This window comes from Arenivirga flava (assembly GCF_030161575.1).
GTDB classification, from domain to species: Bacteria; Actinomycetota; Actinomycetes; order Actinomycetales; family Microbacteriaceae; genus Arenivirga; species Arenivirga flava.
Map to the genome: position 1 here is coordinate 1,999,893 of NZ_BSUL01000001.1, position 20,496 is coordinate 2,020,388.

Genomic DNA, 20,496 nt, shown 5'->3' on the forward strand with positions numbered 1-20,496 from the left:
TCGCAGGCGTCAGTCCGCATCGCGTGCCGCGCTGCGGCGACGCTGCAGGCTCTCGACGGCCGCGGCCTCGACGGCCTGCGGGACCGCGACCGGCGTGCCGCCGGTGATGGCGTCGTGCTCGGCGAGCACGATGTCGAGGATCCGCTGGCGGGACAGTTCGGGGAAGCCACGCTCGAGCCGGTGGAGCAGTGCCGCGACACGCACGATCGGTGGATCGGCGATCACGTTCAGCCGTGGCGGCTTCACGCGCTGTGCTCCAACCCGCTCCGAGTGCGCAGTGCGCCGAGGGTGGTGCCGGTCGAGCTCGCACGCAATGCCACCAGGGCGGCGATGCGCTTGTGGCGCTTGGCCGGAACGATCGAGAAGCTCGCGCACCGCTCGAGCGCACTGTGCTCCAAGACGGCATCCGCGAGCGCCTCCCGAGTGCCGTCGCGGTCGGTCACCGTACGGGCGATCACGTGCTGGTGCGCGTTGATGATCTCGATCACGGTGCAGCCGGCCTGAGGACCCGCGGCGAGCGCGAAGACCGAGACGCTGTGAGCCTCGAGCGCGGCATCGCGGCCCATGTTCTGGATGGTCGGGAGGTGCGTCACGGGGTGGTCCGTTCGAGATGAAGGCGTGTCAACGCGCGGGTGATGCGGTGGGCTGCAGGACGCAGCCGGTGGGCGGAACCGGTGAGATGATGCGTGGCGCGGCGGCGTCGTACACGATCCCGACTCTCTCCGCGTCGAACGCGGCGCTCCGATCAGTCGCCGGAATGCTCGGGTGGCCGAACCGGGCGGTCGGTTGTCGCGGAGCAGCGCACGCTCGCTGATGATCAGATGCTAGCGGTATCTCACAAAATTACCTAATTTTCTTCCGCGCTTATTTTGTTAACTCAGTGCTCGTTGTACCGTGGACCACGACCGCAGTGACCTGCAGCACCGACACGAGACGCCTCGAGCAGCGATGACCACGACTCAGAGCACCACCACGCCCCTCGCTGACGCCCTCCATGCGTTCGTGGAGGCACGCAACGCGGCGCTGCTCCGCGCACGCAAGGCGCTCGGTCTCGGCGACCTCGATGCACGCGCGCTGCTCTACATCGCCACGCACCCGGACACGCGGCCCGGCGACCTGCGCGGCTACCTCGGGATCACCTCAGCGGGGGTGACGACCCTGACGAACCGGCTCATCGACAAAGGCGCCGTGGCGCGCGAGATCGACGCGAACGACCGTCGATCCACCACCATCACCGTCACCGCCGACCTCGACAGCGAGCCCTGGATCGCACTCAGGCACTTCGACCACGACCTCGCCGCGAGCCTCGCCGACAGCGACCCTGACGCCGCAGCCGCATTCGCAGAGCTGCTGACCTCGGCAGTCGCCAGCCTCCCCCAGCGCTGAGGACGCACAGTCGCTCAGGTGTCGGCCTGGTCACGCTCCTCGATGAGCTCCTCGACGTTGCTGACGACCTCTTCCGGCACCACCAACGGCGCGCCGCCGAGGTGCGCCTCGTTCTCGCTCTGCACCATCGCCTCGACCTCGACGACGCTGAGCTCCGGATGCTCGGCCGACAGCTTCGCGACGACCGCCTCGTAGGCGACCGCCGGCGTATCAGCCACGGTCGTACGGTCCTCGGGATCGAAACCCAGATCGCTGGTCGACGCACTCATGTCCCCATGTCTACCAGCCGCGCGGCGCGATAAGTCCTCGCGCATGGCCCAGCACCTGCCGCCTGCGTGCGCGGATGACCGCGGTCCATCACGCAGCCACTCGTGCGGCTGCGCAGGACGGCGCGCGTCGAGATGACGCCCCGAGTCGCCAGCATGGCTCGGCGTTCGTCGGCGCGCCTATGCTCCCCCGCAGCGACGCACCCGACGTCCATCCGAGCCAGGAGGAGCCCTCATGCCCGAGCAGACCATCGCCCAGCAGGTCGACACGTTCAACGAGGGCTTCGCCGCCCAGATCGGACCGGAGCTCTCGTCCGTCTTCGACGACGAGCAGGCCGCACTGCGCAGCGCCGGGCGGCCCGCGGGCGCCGCAGGCGTCGGCGACACCGTGCCGCAGGCGGACCTGCTGACACCCTCCGGAACGGGAGCGCCGCTCGGCACGGTGCTGGACGGCCGGGTCTCGGTGGTCGTCTTCTACCGCGGAGCCTGGTGCCCGTACTGCAATCTCACGCTGCGCACCTACCAGCAGGAGCTGCTGCCCGAGCTCGAGTCCCGCGGCGCCCAGCTCATCGCCGTCTCGCCGCAGACCCCCGAGGGTTCCGAACGGGCGGTCGCGAACGGCGAACTCGCCTTCCCGGTGCTCTCCGATCCGGGCAACGGTCTCGCCGCCGCGCTCGGCATCGTCACCGCCCCCAGTCCGGAGGCGCGGGAGGCGCACGCGCAGCTCGGCTTCGACGTCGCCGACAGCAACACCGATGCGACGGCGGCGGTACCCTTCCCGTCCGTGTTCGTCATCGACGAGGCCGGCGTGATCCGCTTCGTCGACATCCAGGTCGACTACACCGCCCGCACCGAGGTCGCGACGATCCTCGACGCGGTCGAGGCGATCCGGGGCTGACGGTCGGGGCCGGCCCTGCGCCGTCCGCTCGCAGGCGCGCACGAGCCCGGCACCCCAGGCTGGCCCCGTGCCCTCCGTCTACCAGCGCGCCCTCGGCGAGGTCTTCGACTACCACGGCGACCTCACCTGCGAGGCGGGTCCGGCCTGAGCGGTCGCGGAGGCGCTGCCGCCGACCACCGCTTCGCCGCGGCCTGGGCCGAGGAGGACTGAGCGCGCTCCTGGTCGCCGCACGCACCGGCGTCCTCGGCACCGCCGTCGCCGCGATCGACCCCCTCTCCCGGTAGGGGTGCCGGAAGAAGGGGTCCTCTCAGACCGAGAGCGGCTGGTCCGCGGCGACCGGTGCCGCGTCGTCGAGCGACGCACTCCGGCGGCGACCCGTCGAGGCCTTCTCGGGCACGGGCGCCGCACCGCGCTCGCGTTGTGCGCGCAGGTGGGCGCGCGCCTCCTCCTGCCGCTCCCGCTCCGCGCCGCTCAGCACGGCCGCGCGGATGTGCTCGTTGGTGTACCCGAAGGCGTCCACGAGGTCCTGAGCGTGCGGACGGATGCGCTCCACCAGCCGGTCGATGTAGGCGGTCACCGCCTCGGCCCGCTGCTCGGAGAGGCGCCCGTGAATGAGGTACCAGGCCAGGTGGCGCTCCATCAGCCGGAAGCCGAACAGGTCGCGCAGCCAGGTGAGCACGCGGCGCGTGCCGTCGTCCTCCACCGCCTCGAGCCCGCGGGTGAAGGCCTCCCACTGCTCGAGCTCGGCGTGCGCCCGCGCCGCCTCGATGAGCTCGCGCTGGTTGCGGTTGAAGATCGCCGCCGCCTCCGCGCGACCCGCCTTCGACGCCGGTCGCAGCTTCGCAGCGACCTCGGCGACCATCGTCTCGGCGCGGTCGGCGAGCAGCTCGTGCTGGCTCTCGAGGTCCCTTACCTGCACGACCGAGCGGGCGGTCGAGCCGAGATCGGCGATCCGCTGGCCGGCGCGGCGCAGCCCGCTGCGCGAGAGCAGCCGCTCGCTCGCCTGGTCGACGACGAAGGAGGCCATCGCCCCGAAGTCGGCCTTTGCGAAGCGTCGGCTGTAGTCGGTGAGCAGGCGCTTGCCGACGAGCTGCAGCAGCACGGTGTTGTCGCCCTCGAAGGTGGCGTAGACGTCGAGGTCGGCCCGCAGGCCCACCATGCGGTTCTCGGCGAGGAAGCCGGCACCGCCGCACGCCTCGCGGCACTCCTGCAGCGTCTCGAGCGCGTGCCAGGTGGAGAGCGACTTGAGGCCGGCGGCCAGCGTCTCGAGGTCCTGCCGGTCGTCGTCGCCGTCCTCGGCGCCGGAGAACACCGCGTCGAACTTCTCGAGCAGCCCGTCGTGCGCGAAGGACGCCGCGTAGGTCGTGGCCAGGAGCGGCAGCAGGCGGCGCTGGTGCTGCTGGTAGTCGAGCAGCACGACCTCGTCGTGCTCGTCGGCGGCGGTGAACTGCCGGCGCTGGTTGCCGTAGCCGATCGCGATGGCGAGCGCCGCCTTCGAGGCCGCGACGGATGCGCCGTCGAGCGAGACGCGACCCTGCACGAGGGTGCCGAGCATGGTGAAGAAGCGGCGGCCGGGGCTCGCGATGGGCGACGAGTAGGAGCCGTCCTCGGCCACCGCCCCGTAGCGGTCGAGCAGGTTCTCGCGCGGCACGCGCACGTGGGTGAAGTGCAGGCGCCCGTTGTCGATGCCGTTGAGCCCGCCCTTGAGCCCGTCGTCCTCACCGCCGACGCCGTCGACGAAGGCGCCGGACTCGTCGCGGATCGGCACGTAGAAGGCGTGCACGCCGTGCGCGGTGCCGCCCGTGACGAGCTGCGCGAACACGACGGCCGCGCGCCCGTGCAGGGCCGCGTTGCCGAGGTAGTCCTTCCAGGCGCCGCGGAACGGCGTGTGCAGGTCGAACGCGCCGGTCTCGGGGTCGTACGTGGCGGTCGTGCCGATGCTGGCCACATCCGATCCGTGCCCCGTCTCGGTCATGGCGAAGGCGCCGGGCATGCGCAGGTCGACGATCTCGGGCAGGAAGCGCTCGTGGTGCGACTCTGTGCCGAGGTGCAGCACGGCGGCGCCGAAGAGCCCCCACTGCACACCCGACTTGATCTGCAGGCTCGGATCGGCGAGCACGAGCTCCTCGAAGCTGGCGATGTTGCCGCCGTGGTTCGACTCGCCGCCGAACGCCGGCGGGAACGCGCGCTGCACGGCGCCCTCGCGCACGAGCCCGTGCAGCTGCTCCAGCGTGCGCGCCCGGTGCTCCGCGAGCGACTGGCCCTCGACGCGCTGGAACTCGGGGCGGGTGACGAGCTCGCGGGTGGCCAGGCGCTCATCGGCCCAGCGCCCCAGCAATTGGCGGCCGAGACCGGCGACGTCGATGCGGGTTGCGTGGTCGGACATGTGCGCTCCTCGGTGAACTCACGACGGGTGGGTGCGAGGAGACAGTAGGACAGCCACAGCGTGACGGTGCGAACGCCGTCGGAGACCTACAAGGCGCCGGCGAGCGGATGCGGGCGCGGCTGTGGGCCGCCGCTAGCCGACCTCGACGATCGCCTTCGGCAGCTCGGGCAGCAGCTCGCTGGCCAGGTAGCCGAGCGGCGACACGGTCGCGGCGAGTCGGGTGCCGGCCACGCCGTGCACGTGCGTGCCCCAGACCACGGCCTGCTCGAGGGGCGCCCCGCGCGCCGCCAGCCCCGCGATGGCCCCGGCGAGCACGTCGCCGCTGCCCGAGGTCGCGAGGCCCGGGCCGCCGGAGTCGGAGCGCCAGCGGCGTCCGTCCGGCGAGGCGACGACCTCGTAGCAGGAGACCACGGCACCGAGGCGCGAGGCGAGCTCCGCGACGTCCTCCTCCAGCTGCTCGGGCTCCCGGCCGAGCAGCCGCGCGACCTCGGCGTGGTTCGGGGTGAGCACCAGCCGGCCCGCGAAGGGTTCGGCCAGCTCGGGGCGCTCGGCGAGCACCCCGAGCGCGAAGGCGTCGAGGAGCACCACGGCGTCCTCGGCGGCCATGCTCGGCAGCTCCGCCAGCAGGGACTCGGTGCACTGCGGGTCATCGAGGCCCGGACCGAGCACGATGGCATCGGCGCCCGCCAGCTCGTCGGCGGCCGGACCGAGCCCGGCGGGCCCGAGCGCGACCACACCGGTCTCGAGCACCGCCACGGCGACGTGCGGGGCGACCCGCTCGTCGACGGCGAGGGTGAGCCGGCCTGCGCCCACGCGCAGCGCCGCGAGAGCGGCGAGCATGGCCGCGCCGGGCGCGGAGGCCGAGCCGCCGACGACCACCACGCAGCCGCGGTCGTACTTCGAGGCGCCGGGCTCGGGCAGCCCCCACTCGCGCAGCAGGGACGGGGTGACGATCTCGGTGCTCATACGGCCACGGTAGGAGCGGTCGACGGGCGCCGACGACGCCGGCAGGCCCGGTTCAGGGACGGTCCGGCTCGGGTGCACCCTCCTCGTCGGTGCCGTCGTGCACGGTGCCCAGACCGGGGCCGACGTGCGCGTCGTCACCGAAGCGCTCGAGCGCCCATCCGCCGTCCGCGAGGCGCAGCTCGGTGATCGAGGCGTTCGGCACGGGGTGCTCGCTCGCGAAGCGCATCAGATCCGGTTCGTCGAGGCCGAGCAGCAGGCCGGTGGCGATCGTGACGACGGCGTCGTGCGCGACCAGCGCCGTGCATCCGCTCTGCAGCCGTTCGAGCACCGGGCGCAGCCGCAGCGCGACGTCGGCCCAGCTCTCACCGCCCGGGGGCCGGTGGTAGTACTTGCCGAGCCGCACGCGGCGCGCGGCCTCCTCGGGGTGCAGCTGCTCGACGCCCGCCCAGGTGAGCAGGTCGAGCACGCCCAGTTCGCGGTCGCGCAGGCGGTCGTCGATGCGGGGCTCGCGGTGCAGCCTGGCGCCCTGCAGCCCGATGCGCGCCGTCTCCTGCGCGCGGCGGTAGGGCGACACCAGCACGCGGTCGACGCCCGCCGCGGCGAGCGGCTCGGCGAGGGTGCGGGCCTGCCGGACGCCGAGCTCGGAGAGCGGCACGTCGGCGTCGCGCTGCTCGACGTCGAGGCGCAGGGCACCGGATCGCTCGGCGGCGGCGGCCGCGAGGTTCGCGATGCTCTCGCCGTGGCGGATGAGGAGCAGCGTGGCGGTCGACATCGCGCCAGGCTAGGGCCCGTTCAGGCCGGGAGGCGCCGCATGGGACGGTGCGGGATGCCGTCTTCCAGGTAACGCTCACCATCGACGGCGAAGCCGAAGCGCGCGTACCAGTCGACGAGGTGCTCCTGGGCGCCGAGCAGGATCGGCAGCGCTGCGTCGAGCTCGAGGCAGCGCTCGACCGCGGCGCGCATGATCGCGCTCGCGACGCCGCGACTGCGCGCCTCCGCGGCGGTGGCGACCCGGCCGATGCGCAGCGCGCCGGGCTCGCGCAGGATGCGGGCGGTCGACAGCACCGCGCCCGCCTCCTCCGCCCAGAGCAGCTCCGCGCCGGGCTCGATGTCGCGGCCGTCGAGGTCGTCGTAGGCGGCCTCCTGCTCGACGACGAACACCGCGACCCGCAGGTGCAGGATGCGGTACAGGGTCTCCGGGGCGATGTCGGCGACGGCGGCGCGATGGTGCTGGATGCTCACCGGACGAGCCTACGGGGGCGGCGACGCGCATCCGCTCGCTCGGTCGCGGGACTCAACCCGCGACGACCTCCAGCACCGCCGCACCGTAGGTGTCGAGCTTCTTGGCGCCGACGCCGCTGACCGTGCCGAGCTCGTCGAGGCTGCCCGGGCGGGCGCTCGCGATGCCGCGGAGCGTGGCGTCGCCGAAGATGATGTACGCCGGCACGCCCTGCTCGCGGGCGACGCCGGAGCGCCACTCGCGCAGGCGCTCGAACAGCGGCAGGTCCTCCTCCGGCAGGTCGACGGCAGCCTTGCGCTTGGCGGCTTTGGCGGGCCGAGCGGCCTCGCGGCGCAGGTGCACCTCGCGCTCGCCCACGAGCACCCCGCGGCTGGCCTCGGTGAGGCCCAGCGTGCCGTACCCGTCGCTCGAGACCGCGAGCAAGCCCTGCGCGAGCAGCTGGCGCACGACGCCGCGCCACTCCGCCTCGGCCAGCTCGGTGCCGATGCCGTAGGTGCTGAGCTGGTCGTGCCGGTTCGAGCGGATGCGCTCCGTCTCCTTGCCGAGCAGGATGTCGACGAGCTGGCCGGCGCCGAAGCGCTGGCCGCGCTCGCTCTGCAGGCGGTAGACGGTGGAGAGCAGCTTCTGCGCGGGCACCGTGCCGTCGAGGCGCTCGGGCGGGTTGAGGCAGGTGTCGCAGTTGCCGCAGCGCGCTGGGGCGTCCTCGCCGAAGTAGCGCAGCAGCTGGCCGCGGCGGCACTGCACGGTCTCGCAGAGCGCGAGCATCGCATCCAGGTGCGCGCTGAGGCTGCGCTTGTACTGCGGCGTGCCCTCCGACTGGTCGATCATGCGGCGCTGCTGCACGACGTCCTGCAGGCCGTAGGCGAGCCAGGCCGTCGACGGCAGGCCGTCGCGGCCCGCGCGGCCGGTCTCCTGGTAGTAGCCCTCGACGCTCTTGGGCAGGTCGAGGTGCGCGACGAAGCGCACATCCGGCTTGTCGATGCCCATGCCGAAGGCGATGGTGGCGACCATCACCAGGCCGTCCTCGCGCAGGAAGCGCGCCTGGTTGCGGGCGCGCACGCCCGCGTCGAGGCCCGCGTGGTACGGCAGGGCGGCGACGCCCTGCTTCACGAGGTACTCGGCGGTCTGCTCGACCGACTTGCGGGAGAGGCAGTAGACGATGCCGGCCTCGCCCGGGTGCTCCTGACGGATGAGCCGCAGCAGCTGTGCCCGCGGCTCGGCCTTGCCCTCGATGCGGTACTGGATGTTCGGCCGGTCGAAGCTCGAGACGAAGCGCCGCGCGTCCTCGAGATGCAGCCGCTCGACGATCTCGTCGCGGGTCGCCGCCGTGGCGGTGGCGGTGAGCGCGATGCGCGGGATGCCCGGCCAGCGCTGCGCGATCGCGCCGAGCTGCAGGTAGTCGGGGCGGAAGTCGTGGCCCCACTGGCTCACGCAGTGCGCCTCGTCGATCGCGAAGAGCGCGATCGCTGCGCGGTCGAGCAGCTGCTGGGTGGCGGGCACGCCCATCCGCTCCGGGGCCAGGTAGAGCAGGTCGATCTCGCCATCGAGCAGCGCCTGCTCGACCCGGCGTCGCTCGTCGGGCGCCTGCGTCGAGTTGAGGAACGCCGCCCGCACGCCGAGCGCCTCGAGCGCGTCGACCTGATCCTGCATGAGGGCGATGAGCGGCGAGACGACCACGCCGGTGCCCTCGCGCAGCAGCGCCGGCACCTGGTAGCAGAGCGACTTGCCGCCGCCGGTGGGCATGAGCACGAGCGCGTCGCCACCGGCGGCGACCTGCTCGATGATGGCCTGCTGCTCGCCGCGGAACGCCTCGTAGCCCCACACCCGCTGCAGCACCGCGACGGCGCTCTCGCCGGCGGCGACGGCCGCGCGGGGCGGGCGGCCGGTCGGCGCGCTGCGCTCGGTCGACCAGGCGGCGCCGCGCGGGCGCTGGGCGGGCGGCGCCTCCTCGAAGGGCGCACCGGGAAAGTCGTCGTCCGGCGGCGGCAGCTGGTCGTAGTACGGGTCGAAGGGTGGCTCGTCGTCGTAGCCGCCCCATCCGCTCGCGGGCTCCTGGGCGGGGTTCTCGCGGGGATCGGGCATGGGGTCCAGGCTACCGGCGACCCCCGACCGGGCGAGCGGATGCAAGGCGGCCAGAGGCCGCGTCCGCTCGCCCGGTCCTGTGGAGGCGTTCTCGAGAAGGGTGCACGCGCGGGTCCCTGCACTGAACATCAGTGACATTTCAGTGACATATGAGTGATACATCAGTGATAATCAGTGAACTTCCCTGACCCGAAGAACAGGTGGATCGATGGTCGACACCTCACGCGGCCCGCTGCCGGCCATCGTCGAGCGACTGCGGAGCGCAGGAACCGACCTGCTCGAGATCGAAGTGAAGGCAGCGGTCGGCGGCCTGCCGAGCAGCATCTGGCCGACCGTCAGCGCCTTCAGCAATCAAGCCGGCGGAGTCATCATTCTCGGCCTCGATGAGAACAACGGGTTCCTCCCTGCCGACGGTTTCGATCCGGTCGCCATCCGGGACGCCGTTGCCGATGCCTTCCGTCCTCGCGCCGCCACAGAGGGGCAGGGGAAGATCGCACCTCGGCCGCTCGGATCGATCGACATCGCAGAGGTCGATGGAGATCCGGTTGTGGTCATCGACGTCAGTGAACTCCCGTCATCGATGAAGCCTGCCTTCGTGACCGCTCAGGGCAAGGAACGCGGCACCTACGAACGCGTCGGGGACGGGGACCGACGCATGAGCACATACGGCGTCTTCCTCCTCTCGACCGATGGGCAGCAGCCGACCGACGACGGGGAACCAGTCACGGGAGCAGATCGCAGCGCGCTCGATGCAGGTCTCGTCGAGCGATTCGTCACAAGAATCCGCGAGCGACGTCCGCGCTCGGTCGTCGGACTCAGCACCCAGGAGGAGATCCTCCAACGGCACAACGTGCTCGCGGCGGATGGGCAGACGCCGACTCTGGCAGGGCTCCTCGCATTCGGGGTCTACCCGCAGGAGTTCTTCCCCCAAGCCATGGTCACCTTGGCGGTGTACCCGGGCGCCTCGAAGGACTCGATCGTCGGCGATGTCCGCATGCTGGATCGCCGCACGATCGAAGGCTCCATCCCCGTGATGGTGGATGAGGCGGTCCGCGCCGTGCTCGGGAATTTGCGCACTCGGCGGGTGTCACGTGGGGCCGGCGCCGCCGATGAGGCGGAGATCCCGGTGGATGCGCTTCGAGAGTCCATCACGAACGCGTTGACGCATCGGGACTACAGCAGCTGGGCGCTCGGCGACCAGGTTCGCATCGAGATGTTCCCCGACCGCGTCGAGGTGCGCAGTCCCGGCGGCATCTGGGGAGGCCGGCGAGTGACCGATCTCTACGACGGGAGCTCGCGATCGAGGAACGCTCTCCTCGCCACCATGCTGACCGAAACGCCGCTCCCCGACCGCGACGAGAGCGTCTCGGAGAACGCGGGATCGGGGATCCCGCGGATGATCGGAGCGCTGGGCCGCGCAGGCCTGCCTGCTCCTCGGTTCGACGCGACCGTGACGAGCTTCACCGTGGTGCTCGATCGACACGGGCTTCTCAGCCCCGAGATCAACGCATGGCTCGAGCAGATCGGCGCCGGCGACTTGCCGCTCGATCACCGGCTGACCCTGGCCCTCTTCCATCGCGGGCTGGCCGTCGATGGACGCCTCCTCCGAGCGCAGCTCGCCATCGACACCGAAGATGCTCGAGAGATCCTGCGAACGCTCGTCAAGGAGAGCTGGCTCGCCTTTCCCGCAGCATTGGATGGGCCATACCGCGAGGGTCCGCTGCTCATGCGCGCGCGCACGCGCGAGCAGTCCTTCTTCCCCGATATCGAGGTCGAGGAGTCGATCGAGCGCACACGCCATGACCCCGCGCCACGCACCGCCCTCGATGAAGAGATCCTCGCGTCCGTCGGCTCGCGAGGGGAGGCGAGCATCCATGACATCGCCGCCGATCTCGATCGCCAACCTCCATCACTCCGCCAACGCCTTCGCGTGCTCGTGCAGCAGGAAGCACTCCACGCGACTGCGCCGCCTCAGAGCCGTTGGCGTCGCTACCGCCTGCCGGAAGGGCCCCGAAGCGTTTAGGTTGCCCTAAGTTGGGAGCACCCCGACCCGAGGAGCCACCTTGGCCAAGCACCACCGCCCCACCAAGCCGACCGACCCCCGTGTGCTGACCGCGCGGCTGCTGCGACGCACCGGCGTGAGCCCGAACCTGGTGCGGGTAACCCTCGGCGGCGAGGGGCTGGAGCACTTCACGCCGCTCGGCTACGACCAGTGGTTCCGCATGTTCCTGCCGCGGCAGGGGCAGGACCAGCTGCGACTGCCCAGCCGCACGAGCAACCTCTGGTACGCCCAGTACCTGACCACGCCGAAGGCGGCGCGGCCCATCGTGCGCAACTACACCGTGCGCGCCTTCCGCCGCGCGGGGGCCGAGGGCGGCCCCGAGCTCGACATCGACTTCGTGCTGCACGACGAACACGCCGGCCCCGCGGCGACCTGGGCGGCGGAGGCGCCGATCGGCAGCGAGGCGGGCATCCTCGACCAGGGGCTGGGCTTCGACCCCGCCCACGGCGCCGAGCACCTCGTGCTGGTCGCCGACGAGTCGGGCCTGCCCGCCGTGCTCGGCGTGCTGGCCTCGCTGCCGCGCGACGCGCGCGTGGAGGCCTTCATCGAGATCCCCGGCGATGAGGACGACCAGCCGGTCGAGCTGGGCGCGCACATGCGCGTGCACTGGCTGCCGCGAGCGGATGCGCACGCCAAGCCGGGCGAGCTCGCCCTGACCGCGCTGCGCGCAGCGACCCTGCCGGAGGGGCGCAGCTACGCCTTCGTCGTGGGCGAGCAATCGCTGCCGACCGGTGCGCGGCGGCACCTCGTGAACGATCGCGGCTGGGACAAGGCCGACGTCACCTTCGTGGGCTACTGGCGCCACGGCGCGGCGTACATGGGGTGAGCCGCCTCAGCCGTCGGCGATGAGGCGCTTGCCGAGGCCGGCGGCACCGTCCGCGGCGTAGCCCCAGCGCTCGTAGCGGTCGAGCAGCGGCTGGTCGCCGTCACGCACCTGCACGTTGAGCTTGGGGCAGCCCATCGCGACGAGCAGCCGCTCGACCTCGGCGAGCAGCGCCGAGCCGCGCCCGCCGCCCTGCAGCGCCGGATCGACCGCGAAGTAGTACAGCCACCCGCGATGGCCGTCGTAACCGGCCATGGCGGTGCCGACCACACGACCCTCCTCCTCCCCCACGAGGAACAGCTCGGGCTGCACCCGCAGCTTGCGCGCGATGTCCTCGTGCGGATCGTTCCAGGGGCGGGTCAGGCCGGCGGCGTGCCACAGGGCGACCACCTGATCGGTGTCGGAGGAATCGAACGAGCGGATGCGCATCCGTCCATCCTGCCGTCGGCCCCAGCCCCGGATCGGCGGTCCGAGGATGCGGAGGGCCTTCATCCCCTCGCCGGATCGGCGGATCGTGGAGGCAGCCGCGAACGAAGGAGCACTCTCATGGACATCACCGCCAGCACCGTCTTCATCCCCGGCGCCACCAGCGGCATCGGCCTCGGCCTGGCCCTGCGCCTGCAGGCGGCCGGCAGCACCGTCGTCGTCGGCGGACGCCGCACGGAGCGCCTCGCGGCCATCGCCGCCGAGCACCCCGGCATCGGCACCGTCGAGATCGACACCGCCGACCCCGCCTCGATCGAGCGGGCCCGCGACGAGGTCGTCTCGCGCCACCCCGGCCTCGACGCCGTCGTGCTCATGGCCGGCATCATGGAGGCCGAGGAGTTCAAGGACCCGGCCTCGCTCGAGATCGCCGAGCGCACCGTCGTGACGAACCTGCTCGGCCCGATCCGCCTCGTCCACGCGTTCCTGCCGCAGCTGCGCGCGCAGGGATCGGCGACGATCATGACCGTCAGCTCGGGCCTCGCCTCCGTGCCGCTGGCCGCGACGCCCACCTACAACGCCACCAAGGCGGGCATCCACTCGCTCAGCGAGACCCTGCGCGTGCAGCTCGAGACCACCGGCGTGCGGGTGGTCGAGCTGGCCCCGCCGGCGACCCGGACCGACCTGATGGGCCTGAAGGACAACCCGACGGCGCTGCCGCTGGAGGACTTCCTCGACGAGGTCATGACCATCCTCGGCGCACAGCCCGACGTCGCCGAGGTGCTCGTCGAGCGCGTCAAGTGGCAGCGCTTCGCCGAGCGCGAGGGCCGCTACGACGAGGTCTTCGAGGCGCTGTCGTCGCGCTACCGCGGCTGACGCGCCGGCCGCGATCATCACGGTGAGCTGCGCTCGGCGCGAGCGGTGACGATCGTGCGAGCGGATGCACGGAAGGGCCCGCACCCGTCGGGGTGCGGGCCCTTCCCGCGTCTCACTCCGCGGCGGGCGCGACCTGCGCGGCGAGCGACTCGATCAGCTCATCGCCGGGGGTGACGGGCACGAACTCGGCCTCGATCTCCGCGCGCTCGAGCAGCTCCTTGGTGCGGCGCTGGCGGTTGTGCGGCACGAGGGTGACGACGGTGCCCTCGCGGCCCGCGCGGCCGGTGCGGCCGGAGCGGTGCAGGTACGTCTTGTACTCGTCCGGCGCATCCGCCTGGATCACCAGCGTGATGTCGTCGACGTGGATGCCGCGGGCGGCGACGTCGGTGGCGACGAGCACGTTGACGCGACCGCTCGTGAGCAGCCCCAGGTTGCGCGTGCGGCGCGCCTGGTTGAGGTCGCCGTGCAGGCTGACCGAGCGGATGCCCATGTCCTCCAGCTCGTCGGCCAGCTGCTCCGCGTAGGCGCGGGTGCGGGTGAAGACGAGCGACTTGGCTCCGCCCGAGACGAGGTCTCGGATGATCTGCGGCTTCGTGCCCCGGGCGACGACGAGCACGCGGTGGTCGATGGTGGCGCTGGCCTGGTCCTCGCCGGCGACCTCGTGCACGGCCGGGTCCTCGAGGAACTCGTCGACGAGCTCGGCCACGCCCTTGTCGAGGGTCGCCGAGAAGAGCAGCTTCTGGCTGCCGCGCTGGGTCTCGCGCAGGATCTCCTGCACGGGCTCGAGGAAGCCGAGGTCGCACATGAGGTCGGCCTCGTCGAGCACGGCGACCTTGACCCGCGAGAGGTCGAGCTGGCCGCGGCGGGCGAGGTCCTGCACGCGACCGGGGGTGCCGATCACGATGTCGACGCCGCGCTCGAGGGCGCCGAGCTGGCGACCGAAGGGCACACCGCCGTAGATCTGCGTCGTGAAGAGGCCGACGGCGCGCGCGATGGGCTGCACGGTGCGGTCGATCTGCAGCGCCAACTCGCGGGTCGGGGCCAGGATGAGGGCGCGCGGGCTGCGGCCGTACTCGCGGTCGCGTCCGCCGCCGTTCTCCATGAGGCGCTCGACGAGCGGGGCGCCGAAGGCGATGGTCTTGCCGGAGCCGGTGCGGCCGCGGCCGAGCACGTCGCGGCCGGCGAGCACCTGCGGGATCGTGGCGGCCTGGATCGGGAACGGAGCGGATGCACCCATCTCGCCGAGCTCGCGCACGATGTTGCCGCCGAGACCGAGGTCGGCGAAGGTCACGCCCTCGACGTCGGAGGCCTCCACGGCCTGCGCCTCGAGGCGCTCGAGCACCACGTCCTCCTGGAACGCCGGCTTGTGGGCGCCGAAGCCGCCCTCGCTGCCGTAGGTGCGCTCGGCGCGGGGGCGGTCGCCGTGCGTGCGGCGGGCGCCGCCGTCGCGCGGGGCCCAGTCGGGGCGGCTGCCGCCGCGGGCGTCACGGGGTCCGCGGTCGTCGCCGTCGAAGCGGCGGGCGCGGTCCTCGCGGGCGGGGCGGTCGTCGCGCTCGAAGCGGCGGCGTCCGCGGTCGTCGCGATCTCCGAAGCCGCCGCGGGCGGGGCGGTCGAAGCCGCGGGGGCGCGGTCGCGGTCACCGCCGAACCCGCTGCGGGCGGGGCGCTCGCCATGGCCGCCGAAGCCGCCACGGCGGTCGTCGCCGCGGTTCGGGCGGTCGCCGCGATCGAAGCTGCGCGGAGCGCGCTCGTCGCGGCCGCCACGCGGGGCCCGCTCGTCACGGCCGCCGCGGTTCGGGCGCTCGTCGCGCGCAGGGCGCTCGAAGCCGCGCTCCTCCGCGAAGCGGCCCTCGCGGCGCTGCGAGCGGTCGTAGCGCGACTCGGCGGGTTTGGGCGCCCAGTCGGGGCGGGCGTGGTCGCGCACGGGACCCCGGCCGGTGGCACCGCGGGCGGCACGTGCGTCGCGCGCGGCGCGGTAGTCGCGGTCGTCATTCGACCAGCGGTTCTTGCCCGGGTTCTCGTCCGGGCGGTGGCCGCGGTGCTTCGGGCTGCGGCTGCCGGCGGGGGTGCCGGTGCGCGGATTGGGCTTGCGGGCGCTCGAAGCGCCCCTCTTGTCGTAGGGCATGGCTCTCTATCGGGGTGTGAATGCGCGTTGTCCAGGCGGGTGCGCGCTGCAACGACGCGGCACCCGGTCACCAGGGGAGTGACTCGCCAGCGACATGCTGACCGAAGGCCACTCGAACACACAGGATCCGCGGCGCATTCCGCGGCGTCGAGAGCCGACCCGCCCACGATACGCGACGCGGGACGGATGCGCGAGGGGCCCGCCCGCATCCGCTCGCCCTGCCGACCGCCGCCCGCCCTGCCGGCTGCCGCTCGCTCTCCGCGCTGGGGTGCCGCGGCGACAGCGGGGCATGCGGCCGCACGCCCCGGTGTCGCGAACACGCCCCGAAGCCGCGTGAGCCTGCGTCACGAGTGCCGCGTCGGCATGCGCCGAACGCGCCGTGCCGCTCAGCCCGCCGCGACCCCGTCCCGCTCCGCGCGCCGAGCCGCACGGCGTTCGCGCGAGCCCACCACGAGCGAGTACAGCACCGGCAGCACCACGAGGGTCAGTGCCGTCGACGACACGAGACCGCCGATCACCACGACCGCGAGCGGCTGCGAGATGAACCCGCCGTGCCCGGTGATGCCGAGGGCCATCGGGGTGAGCGCGAAGATCGTGGCGAGCGCGGTCATGAGGATCGGCCGCAGTCGGCGGATCGACCCCTCGATGAGCGCCTCAGCCACCGGCAGCCCGCGCGAGCGGTACTGGTTGACGAGGTCGATGAGCACGATCGCGTTCGTCACCACGATGCCGACGAGCATGAGCACGCCGACGAGCGAGGCCACGCCGAGCGGGATGCCCGTGACCACCTGCAGCAGCACGGCGCCGGTGGCCGCGAACGGCACGGAGACGAGCAGCAGCAGGGGCTGGAGCAGGCTGCGGAAGGTCGCGACCATGACGATGTAGACGATGAGGATGGCGACGAGCACCGCCAGCCCCAGCTGCGAGAACGCGTCGGCCTGGTCGGCCGCGACACCGCCGAGCGAAGCGGATGCGCCAGCCGGCAGGTCGAGCCCGTCCAGCGCCTCCTGCACCTCGCTGGTCGCGGCACCCAGGTCGGCGCCGTCGGGCGTCGCCGAGACGGTCGCCGTGCGCACTCCGCCGGCGGTCGTGACCGCGGTCGGGCCGGTGGTCTCCTCGACGGTCGCGACATCGGTGAGCGGCACCCCGGGCAGCAGCTCGAGCCCGCGCAGCTCGTCGAGCGTGGCCGGCGGGGCGTCGTCCACGAGGGTGATGTCGATGCGCTGCTCGTCGATCTCGACCGTGCCGACCTCGCGCGGCAGCAGCGACTGGCCGATCAGCCCGCCGACGGCCACCTCGCTGAGGCCCAGCTCGGCGGCGGCCGTCCGGTCGACCTCGACGGCCAGGTACGGCTGCGCGGCGCCGAGGTTGCTGCTGGCCTGCAGCACGGCGTCGAGTCCGCTCACCGCGTCGAGCACCTGGTCCGAGGCCTCGCGCAGCTCCGCGTCCGTGGGCGCGCTGATCTCCACCTCGAGGTCGCTGGAGCCGCCGAATCCGCTCGACGAGCCGATCGTGATGTCGCCGGGCAGGCCGTCGACGGCCTCGCGCACGTCCGCCTGAAGGGCGGTCTGGTCCGCATCCTCATCCGTCGTCACCGAGTACTGCACCGTGTCGCCGCCGCCGCCCGCGCCGAAGGCCGCGGCGATCGAGCTGCCGCCGCCGATGGTCACCTGCACTGTCGAGACCCCGTCGACGCCGGCGAGCGCCTGCTCCACCTCGGCCGCCGCGTCGGAGGCGGCGTCGAGCGAGGTCGCCGGGGCGAGCTGCTGGCGCAGGGTGAGCGTGTTCTGCCCGCTGTCGCCGAGGAAGTTCGTGTTCATGAATGGCACCGCCGCGACGGTGCCGCCGAGCACGACGACGGCCGCGAGCAGCGTGACGACCGGACGGCGCAGGGTGCCGCGCAGGATCGGCAGGTAGCCGCGCTGCAGGCGTCCGGGGGCCTCCTCGGCACTGGCCGCGTGCGCATGCCCCTTCGGCGCGCGCAGGAACCAGTACGCGAGCACGGGCACGATCGTGAGCGCCACGATCAGCGAGGCGAGGAGCGCGAGCGACGTCGTCAGCGCGAAGGGGCGGAACAGCTCGCCGGTGATGTCGCTGACGAAGGCGAGCGGCAGGAACACGACCACGGTGGTGACGGTCGACGCGGTGATGGCGCCGGCCACCTCCCTCACCGCGGTGAGGATCGAGGCGGCGCGGTCGGCACCCGCGACGAGGTGCCGCTTGATGTTCTCGATCACGACGATCGAGTCGTCGACCACGCGGCCGATCGCGATCGTCAACGCGCCGAGGGTGAGGATGTTGAGGCTGTAGCCGAGCCCCTGCATGCCGATGAAGGTGATCAGCACGCTGGTGGGGATCGAGATGGCCGTGACGATCGTGGAGCGCACCGAGAGCAGGAACACCAGGATCACGATGATCGCGAAGACGAGACCGAGGAGCCCCTCCACGGCGAGCGTCTCGATGGACTGCTCGATGTAGGGCGCCTGGTCGAACACGGTGGTGATCGTCGCGCCGTCGAGCGCGTCGGTGATGCCGGGCAGCGCGTCCGCGACCAGGTTCGAGACCTCGACGGTGTTCGCATCCGGTGTCTTCGTCACCGCGATCGTGAGCGCGTCCTCGCCGTCCACGCGGCTGAGCGCCGTCGCCGGGGCGTCCTGCAGCGAGACGGATGCGACGTCGCCGATGGTGAGGTCGCTGCCGGTCAGCGGCAGTGCCGCGATGTCGTCGACGGATGCGAGGCGCGCGCCCGTCTGCACGGCCAGGCTGCGCCCCTCCTCGGTGATCGTGCCGCCGGGCAGCAGCACGCCGTTCGCGTCGAGGGCGTCGGTGACGGCCTGCTCGGTGAGTCCCGCCCCGGCGAGCGCCGCGGCGTCGGGCGCCACCGCGACGCGCTGCTCCGGCGCACCGGCGATGGACACCTGGCGCACGCCGTCGAGGTCCTCGAGGGTCGGCACCGCCGTGACCTGCAGGCGCTCCAGCAGGTCGCCCGAGCCTCCCGACACGGCGAGCTGCACGATGGGCAGGTCGTCGAGGCTGCCGGTGAGCACCTGCGGTTCCACGTCGTCGGGCAGCTGCGTGGCGATGCGGTTCACGGCCTGCTGCACGCGCTGCTCGGCCTGGGCGAGGTTGACCGAGTAGGCGAAGTCGGCGGTCACGATCGAGCTGCCGGTGCTGGAGGTCGAGCCGGTGCCCTCGAGGTCGGCGATGCCGGCGACGGCCTGCTCGATGGGCACGCTGACGTCCTGGCTCACGACCTCGGGCGTCGCGCCGGGGTAGGCCGTGATGATCGCGACCTGGGGGAACTGGATGGACGGCGCCAGCTCCTGCTTCAGGCTGGTCAGCGAGATGCCGCCGAAGACGGCCACGGTGATGGTGATCAGCGCGATCAGCGCGCGGTTGGCCAGGCTGAGCTTGGCGAGCAGATGCACGGATGCCCCTCGAGCGGTCGGCGGGCGCCGCCCTGCTGCGCCTCCCGCCCAGTATCGCGCCCGTTCGCTGCGTGATCGCCGGGCCCGCTCACACCACGTCGGCGAGATACCCCGACTCGGGCAGCGGGTGACGGCCGAGGCCGCGCCAGGTGCGCTCGAGCGCCGAGACCCCCTGCTCGAGCTGCTCGATCCCGTACCCGAACGGCAGCCTCAGGAAGCGCTCGAAGGCGCCGTCGAGCCCGAACCGCGGGCCCGCTGTGATGACGAGGCCGGATGCGCGAGCGGCGATGGTCAGCTGCGAGCTGACCGCCTCGCCCAGGTTCACCCACATCGTGAGGCCGCCGTGCACGTGCGGCGCGGTCCACTCCGGCAGACGGTCGGCGAGCATGCCCTCCAGCGCATCCCGTCCCGAACGCAGCTGCTCGCGGCGCAGCTCGAGCACCGGGTCCCAGTCCCGCAGCAGGCGGGTGACGAGCAGCTGCTCGAGCAACGGGGTGCCGAGGTCCGTCGCGACGCGGGCGCGCACGATCCGCTGCAGCACACCGCGGTCGGCGCGGATCCATCCGATGCGCACGCCGCCCCACACGGTCTTGCCGACGGAGCCGATCGAGATCACGGGGCTGGCCAGCCCGGGCGGCGGCGCGACGCCGGCGAGCGGTGCGAGCGGATGCGTGCGGTCGATGTCGAGCTCGCCGATCGTCTCGTCCACCACCAGCAGGGTGCCCTGCCGCGCGGCCATGGCGACGAGGCGCTCGCGCTGCGCCTCGGGCATGCTCGCGCCGGTCGGGTTGTGCAAGTCGGGCATGAGGTAGCCGAGGGTCGGGCTCGCTCCGCGGATCGCCTGCTCGAGTCCCTGCTCGTCCCATCCCTCGGTCGGGGTGACGCCGACCGGCACGAGCCGCGCCCCGGCAGCCCGCAGCGCCTCGTAGGCGTGCGGGTAGCTGGGCGACTCGACGAGCGCGCGGTCGCCTCGGCCGAGGAGCGTGCGGGCGACCAGCGAGATGGCGTGCTGCGCGCCGAGCGTGACGATGACCTGCTCGGGCGCGGTCGGCACGCCGCGGCGCCGGTAGCGCTCGGCGATCGCCTCGCGCAGCTCGGGGTCGCCGACGCCGTCGAAGCCCGGGTCGCCGAGGTGACGCGGCAGCTGCTCCGCCGCCCATCGGGCCGCATCGGGCAGCCAGGGCAGGGCCGGCAGCGCAGCCTTGCTGAAATCGATGAGCCCGGTCGGCGCCGTCTCGACCGGCGCCGCGTCGCCGCGGGGCAGGCGAGCCACGCTGCCGGACCCCCGCACGCTGACGAGGTAGCCATGCTCCCGCAGCGCCGCGTAGGCGCTCGCGACGGTGGTGCGGCTCAGCCCGAGCTGCGCCGCGAGCTCGCGCTCGGCGGGCAACCGCGTGCCGGGCAGGATGCGCCCGTCGAGCACGAGCAGGCGGATGCGCTCGGCGAGCGCCTGATAGGCCGGCCTGGTACCGCCGCCGCGCCAATCGGTGAGCAGCGCGGCAGCGGATCGAGCGGAGAGGGACGGCATCGAGCCAG

General features: G+C 72.8%; 16 protein-coding genes and 1 pseudogene. 5 read left to right on the forward strand and 12 right to left on the reverse strand.

Annotated features, from left to right (window positions below; all coding sequences use genetic code 11):
* Positions 1–9: 9 nt before the first annotated feature.
* Together QQK26_RS09675 and QQK26_RS09680 are read right to left on the reverse strand one after the other, a co-directional pair.
* Complete coding sequence (locus tag QQK26_RS09675) at positions 10–246, reverse strand: hypothetical protein (protein ID WP_284232148.1); 237 nt, start codon at positions 244–246, stop codon at positions 10–12.
* Positions 243–593, reverse strand: coding sequence for a hypothetical protein (locus tag QQK26_RS09680; RefSeq protein WP_284232150.1), 351 nt, complete (start codon positions 591–593; stop codon positions 243–245). Before QQK26_RS09680 ends, QQK26_RS09675 begins: the two co-directional genes overlap by 4 nt.
* 409 nt (positions 594–1,002) lie before the next feature.
* Between QQK26_RS09680 and QQK26_RS09685 the strand changes: the two genes are divergently transcribed.
* A complete protein-coding gene (locus QQK26_RS09685) occupies positions 1,003–1,386 on the forward strand; it encodes a MarR family winged helix-turn-helix transcriptional regulator (RefSeq protein WP_284232152.1) in 384 nt (127 codons plus the stop codon).
* A gap of 14 nt (positions 1,387–1,400) precedes the next feature.
* Here the strand turns inward: QQK26_RS09685 and QQK26_RS09690 are convergent, their stop codons facing one another.
* Complete coding sequence (locus QQK26_RS09690) at positions 1,401–1,604, reverse strand: hypothetical protein (RefSeq protein ID WP_284232154.1); 204 nt, start codon at positions 1,602–1,604, stop codon at positions 1,401–1,403.
* A 283-nt stretch (positions 1,605–1,887) separates the two neighbouring features.
* Between QQK26_RS09690 and QQK26_RS09695 the strand changes: the two genes are divergently transcribed.
* Positions 1,888–2,550: a peroxiredoxin-like family protein gene (locus QQK26_RS09695; RefSeq protein WP_284232156.1), complete on the forward strand. Its 663-nt coding sequence runs from the start codon at positions 1,888–1,890 to the stop codon at positions 2,548–2,550.
* A 307-nt stretch (positions 2,551–2,857) separates the two neighbouring features.
* Here the strand turns inward: QQK26_RS09695 and QQK26_RS09700 are convergent, their stop codons facing one another.
* From QQK26_RS09700 to recQ, 5 genes are all read right to left on the reverse strand, one after another.
* The gene (locus tag QQK26_RS09700; protein ID WP_284232158.1) at positions 2,858–4,936 is read right to left on the reverse strand and encodes an acyl-CoA dehydrogenase family protein; all 2,079 of its coding nucleotides are present in this window, start codon (positions 4,934–4,936) and stop codon (positions 2,858–2,860) included.
* Between the two features lie 132 nt (positions 4,937–5,068).
* Entirely contained in the window at positions 5,069–5,902 is an 834-nt protein-coding gene (locus QQK26_RS09705; protein WP_284232160.1) for an NAD(P)H-hydrate dehydratase, read from the reverse strand.
* Between the two features lie 52 nt (positions 5,903–5,954).
* Positions 5,955–6,674 carry a histidine phosphatase family protein gene (locus QQK26_RS09710; RefSeq protein ID WP_284232162.1) on the reverse strand — a complete coding sequence of 240 codons (720 nt, stop codon included), beginning with the start codon at positions 6,672–6,674 and terminating at the stop codon, positions 5,955–5,957.
* A gap of 20 nt (positions 6,675–6,694) precedes the next feature.
* A complete protein-coding gene (locus QQK26_RS09715) occupies positions 6,695–7,144 on the reverse strand; it encodes a GNAT family N-acetyltransferase (protein WP_284232164.1) in 450 nt (149 codons plus the stop codon).
* A gap of 52 nt (positions 7,145–7,196) precedes the next feature.
* Positions 7,197–9,224 (reverse strand): DNA helicase RecQ, encoded by a 2,028-nt coding sequence (recQ, locus tag QQK26_RS09720; RefSeq protein ID WP_284232165.1) that lies wholly within the window; start codon positions 9,222–9,224, stop codon positions 7,197–7,199.
* A gap of 208 nt (positions 9,225–9,432) precedes the next feature.
* Between recQ and QQK26_RS09725 the strand changes: the two genes are divergently transcribed.
* Both QQK26_RS09725 and QQK26_RS09730 read left to right on the forward strand, forming a co-directional pair.
* Complete coding sequence (locus tag QQK26_RS09725) at positions 9,433–11,247, forward strand: ATP-binding protein (protein ID WP_284232167.1); 1,815 nt, start codon at positions 9,433–9,435, stop codon at positions 11,245–11,247.
* Positions 11,248–11,287: 40 nt separating this feature from the next.
* Entirely contained in the window at positions 11,288–12,112 is an 825-nt protein-coding gene (locus tag QQK26_RS09730) for a siderophore-interacting protein (protein ID WP_284232169.1), read from the forward strand.
* 6 nt (positions 12,113–12,118) lie between these two features.
* Here QQK26_RS09730 and QQK26_RS09735 read toward each other — a convergent pair whose 3' ends face one another.
* Positions 12,119–12,538 (reverse strand): GNAT family acetyltransferase, encoded by a 420-nt coding sequence (locus QQK26_RS09735; protein WP_284232171.1) that lies wholly within the window; start codon positions 12,536–12,538, stop codon positions 12,119–12,121.
* A gap of 117 nt (positions 12,539–12,655) precedes the next feature.
* On the opposite strand from QQK26_RS09735, the gene QQK26_RS09740 reads away from it, so the two are divergent.
* A complete protein-coding gene (locus QQK26_RS09740) occupies positions 12,656–13,408 on the forward strand; it encodes an SDR family oxidoreductase (RefSeq protein ID WP_284232173.1) in 753 nt (250 codons plus the stop codon).
* Between the two features lie 112 nt (positions 13,409–13,520).
* Here QQK26_RS09740 and QQK26_RS09745 read toward each other — a convergent pair.
* The 3 genes and pseudogenes from QQK26_RS09745 to yczR all read right to left on the reverse strand — a co-directional run bounded on the left by QQK26_RS09745 (position 13,521) and on the right by yczR (position 20,488).
* Positions 13,521–15,532, reverse strand: a pseudogene (locus QQK26_RS09745) (DEAD/DEAH box helicase).
* A gap of 386 nt (positions 15,533–15,918) precedes the next feature.
* Positions 15,919–18,960, reverse strand: coding sequence for an efflux RND transporter permease subunit (locus QQK26_RS09750; protein ID WP_284232175.1), 3,042 nt, complete (start codon positions 18,958–18,960; stop codon positions 15,919–15,921).
* A gap of 88 nt (positions 18,961–19,048) precedes the next feature.
* Positions 19,049–20,488, reverse strand: a complete 1,440-nt coding sequence (gene yczR, locus QQK26_RS09755) for a MocR-like transcription factor YczR (protein WP_284232177.1) — start codon at positions 20,486–20,488, stop codon at positions 19,049–19,051.
* Between the last annotated feature and the right edge of the window lie 8 nt (positions 20,489–20,496).

What these genes read in the sequence shown, in the direction of transcription:
- QQK26_RS09695 (WP_284232156.1), top strand. Translation starts at nt 1,888, where the DNA reads ATGCCCGAGCAGACCATCGCCCAGCAGGTCGACACGTTCAACGAGGGC.
- QQK26_RS09700 (WP_284232158.1), bottom strand. Translation starts at nt 4,936, where the DNA reads ATGTCCGACCACGCAACCCGCATCGACGTCGCCGGTCTCGGCCGCCAA.
- QQK26_RS09705 (WP_284232160.1), bottom strand. Translation starts at nt 5,902, where the DNA reads ATGAGCACCGAGATCGTCACCCCGTCCCTGCTGCGCGAGTGGGGGCTG.
- QQK26_RS09710 (WP_284232162.1), bottom strand. Translation starts at nt 6,674, where the DNA reads ATGTCGACCGCCACGCTGCTCCTCATCCGCCACGGCGAGAGCATCGCG.
- recQ (WP_284232165.1), bottom strand. Translation starts at nt 9,224, where the DNA reads ATGCCCGATCCCCGCGAGAACCCCGCCCAGGAGCCCGCGAGCGGATGG.
- QQK26_RS09725 (WP_284232167.1), top strand. Translation starts at nt 9,433, where the DNA reads ATGGTCGACACCTCACGCGGCCCGCTGCCGGCCATCGTCGAGCGACTG.
- QQK26_RS09735 (WP_284232171.1), bottom strand. Translation starts at nt 12,538, where the DNA reads ATGCGCATCCGCTCGTTCGATTCCTCCGACACCGATCAGGTGGTCGCC.
- QQK26_RS09740 (WP_284232173.1), top strand. Translation starts at nt 12,656, where the DNA reads ATGGACATCACCGCCAGCACCGTCTTCATCCCCGGCGCCACCAGCGGC.
- yczR (WP_284232177.1), bottom strand. Translation starts at nt 20,488, where the DNA reads ATGCCGTCCCTCTCCGCTCGATCCGCTGCCGCGCTGCTCACCGATTGG.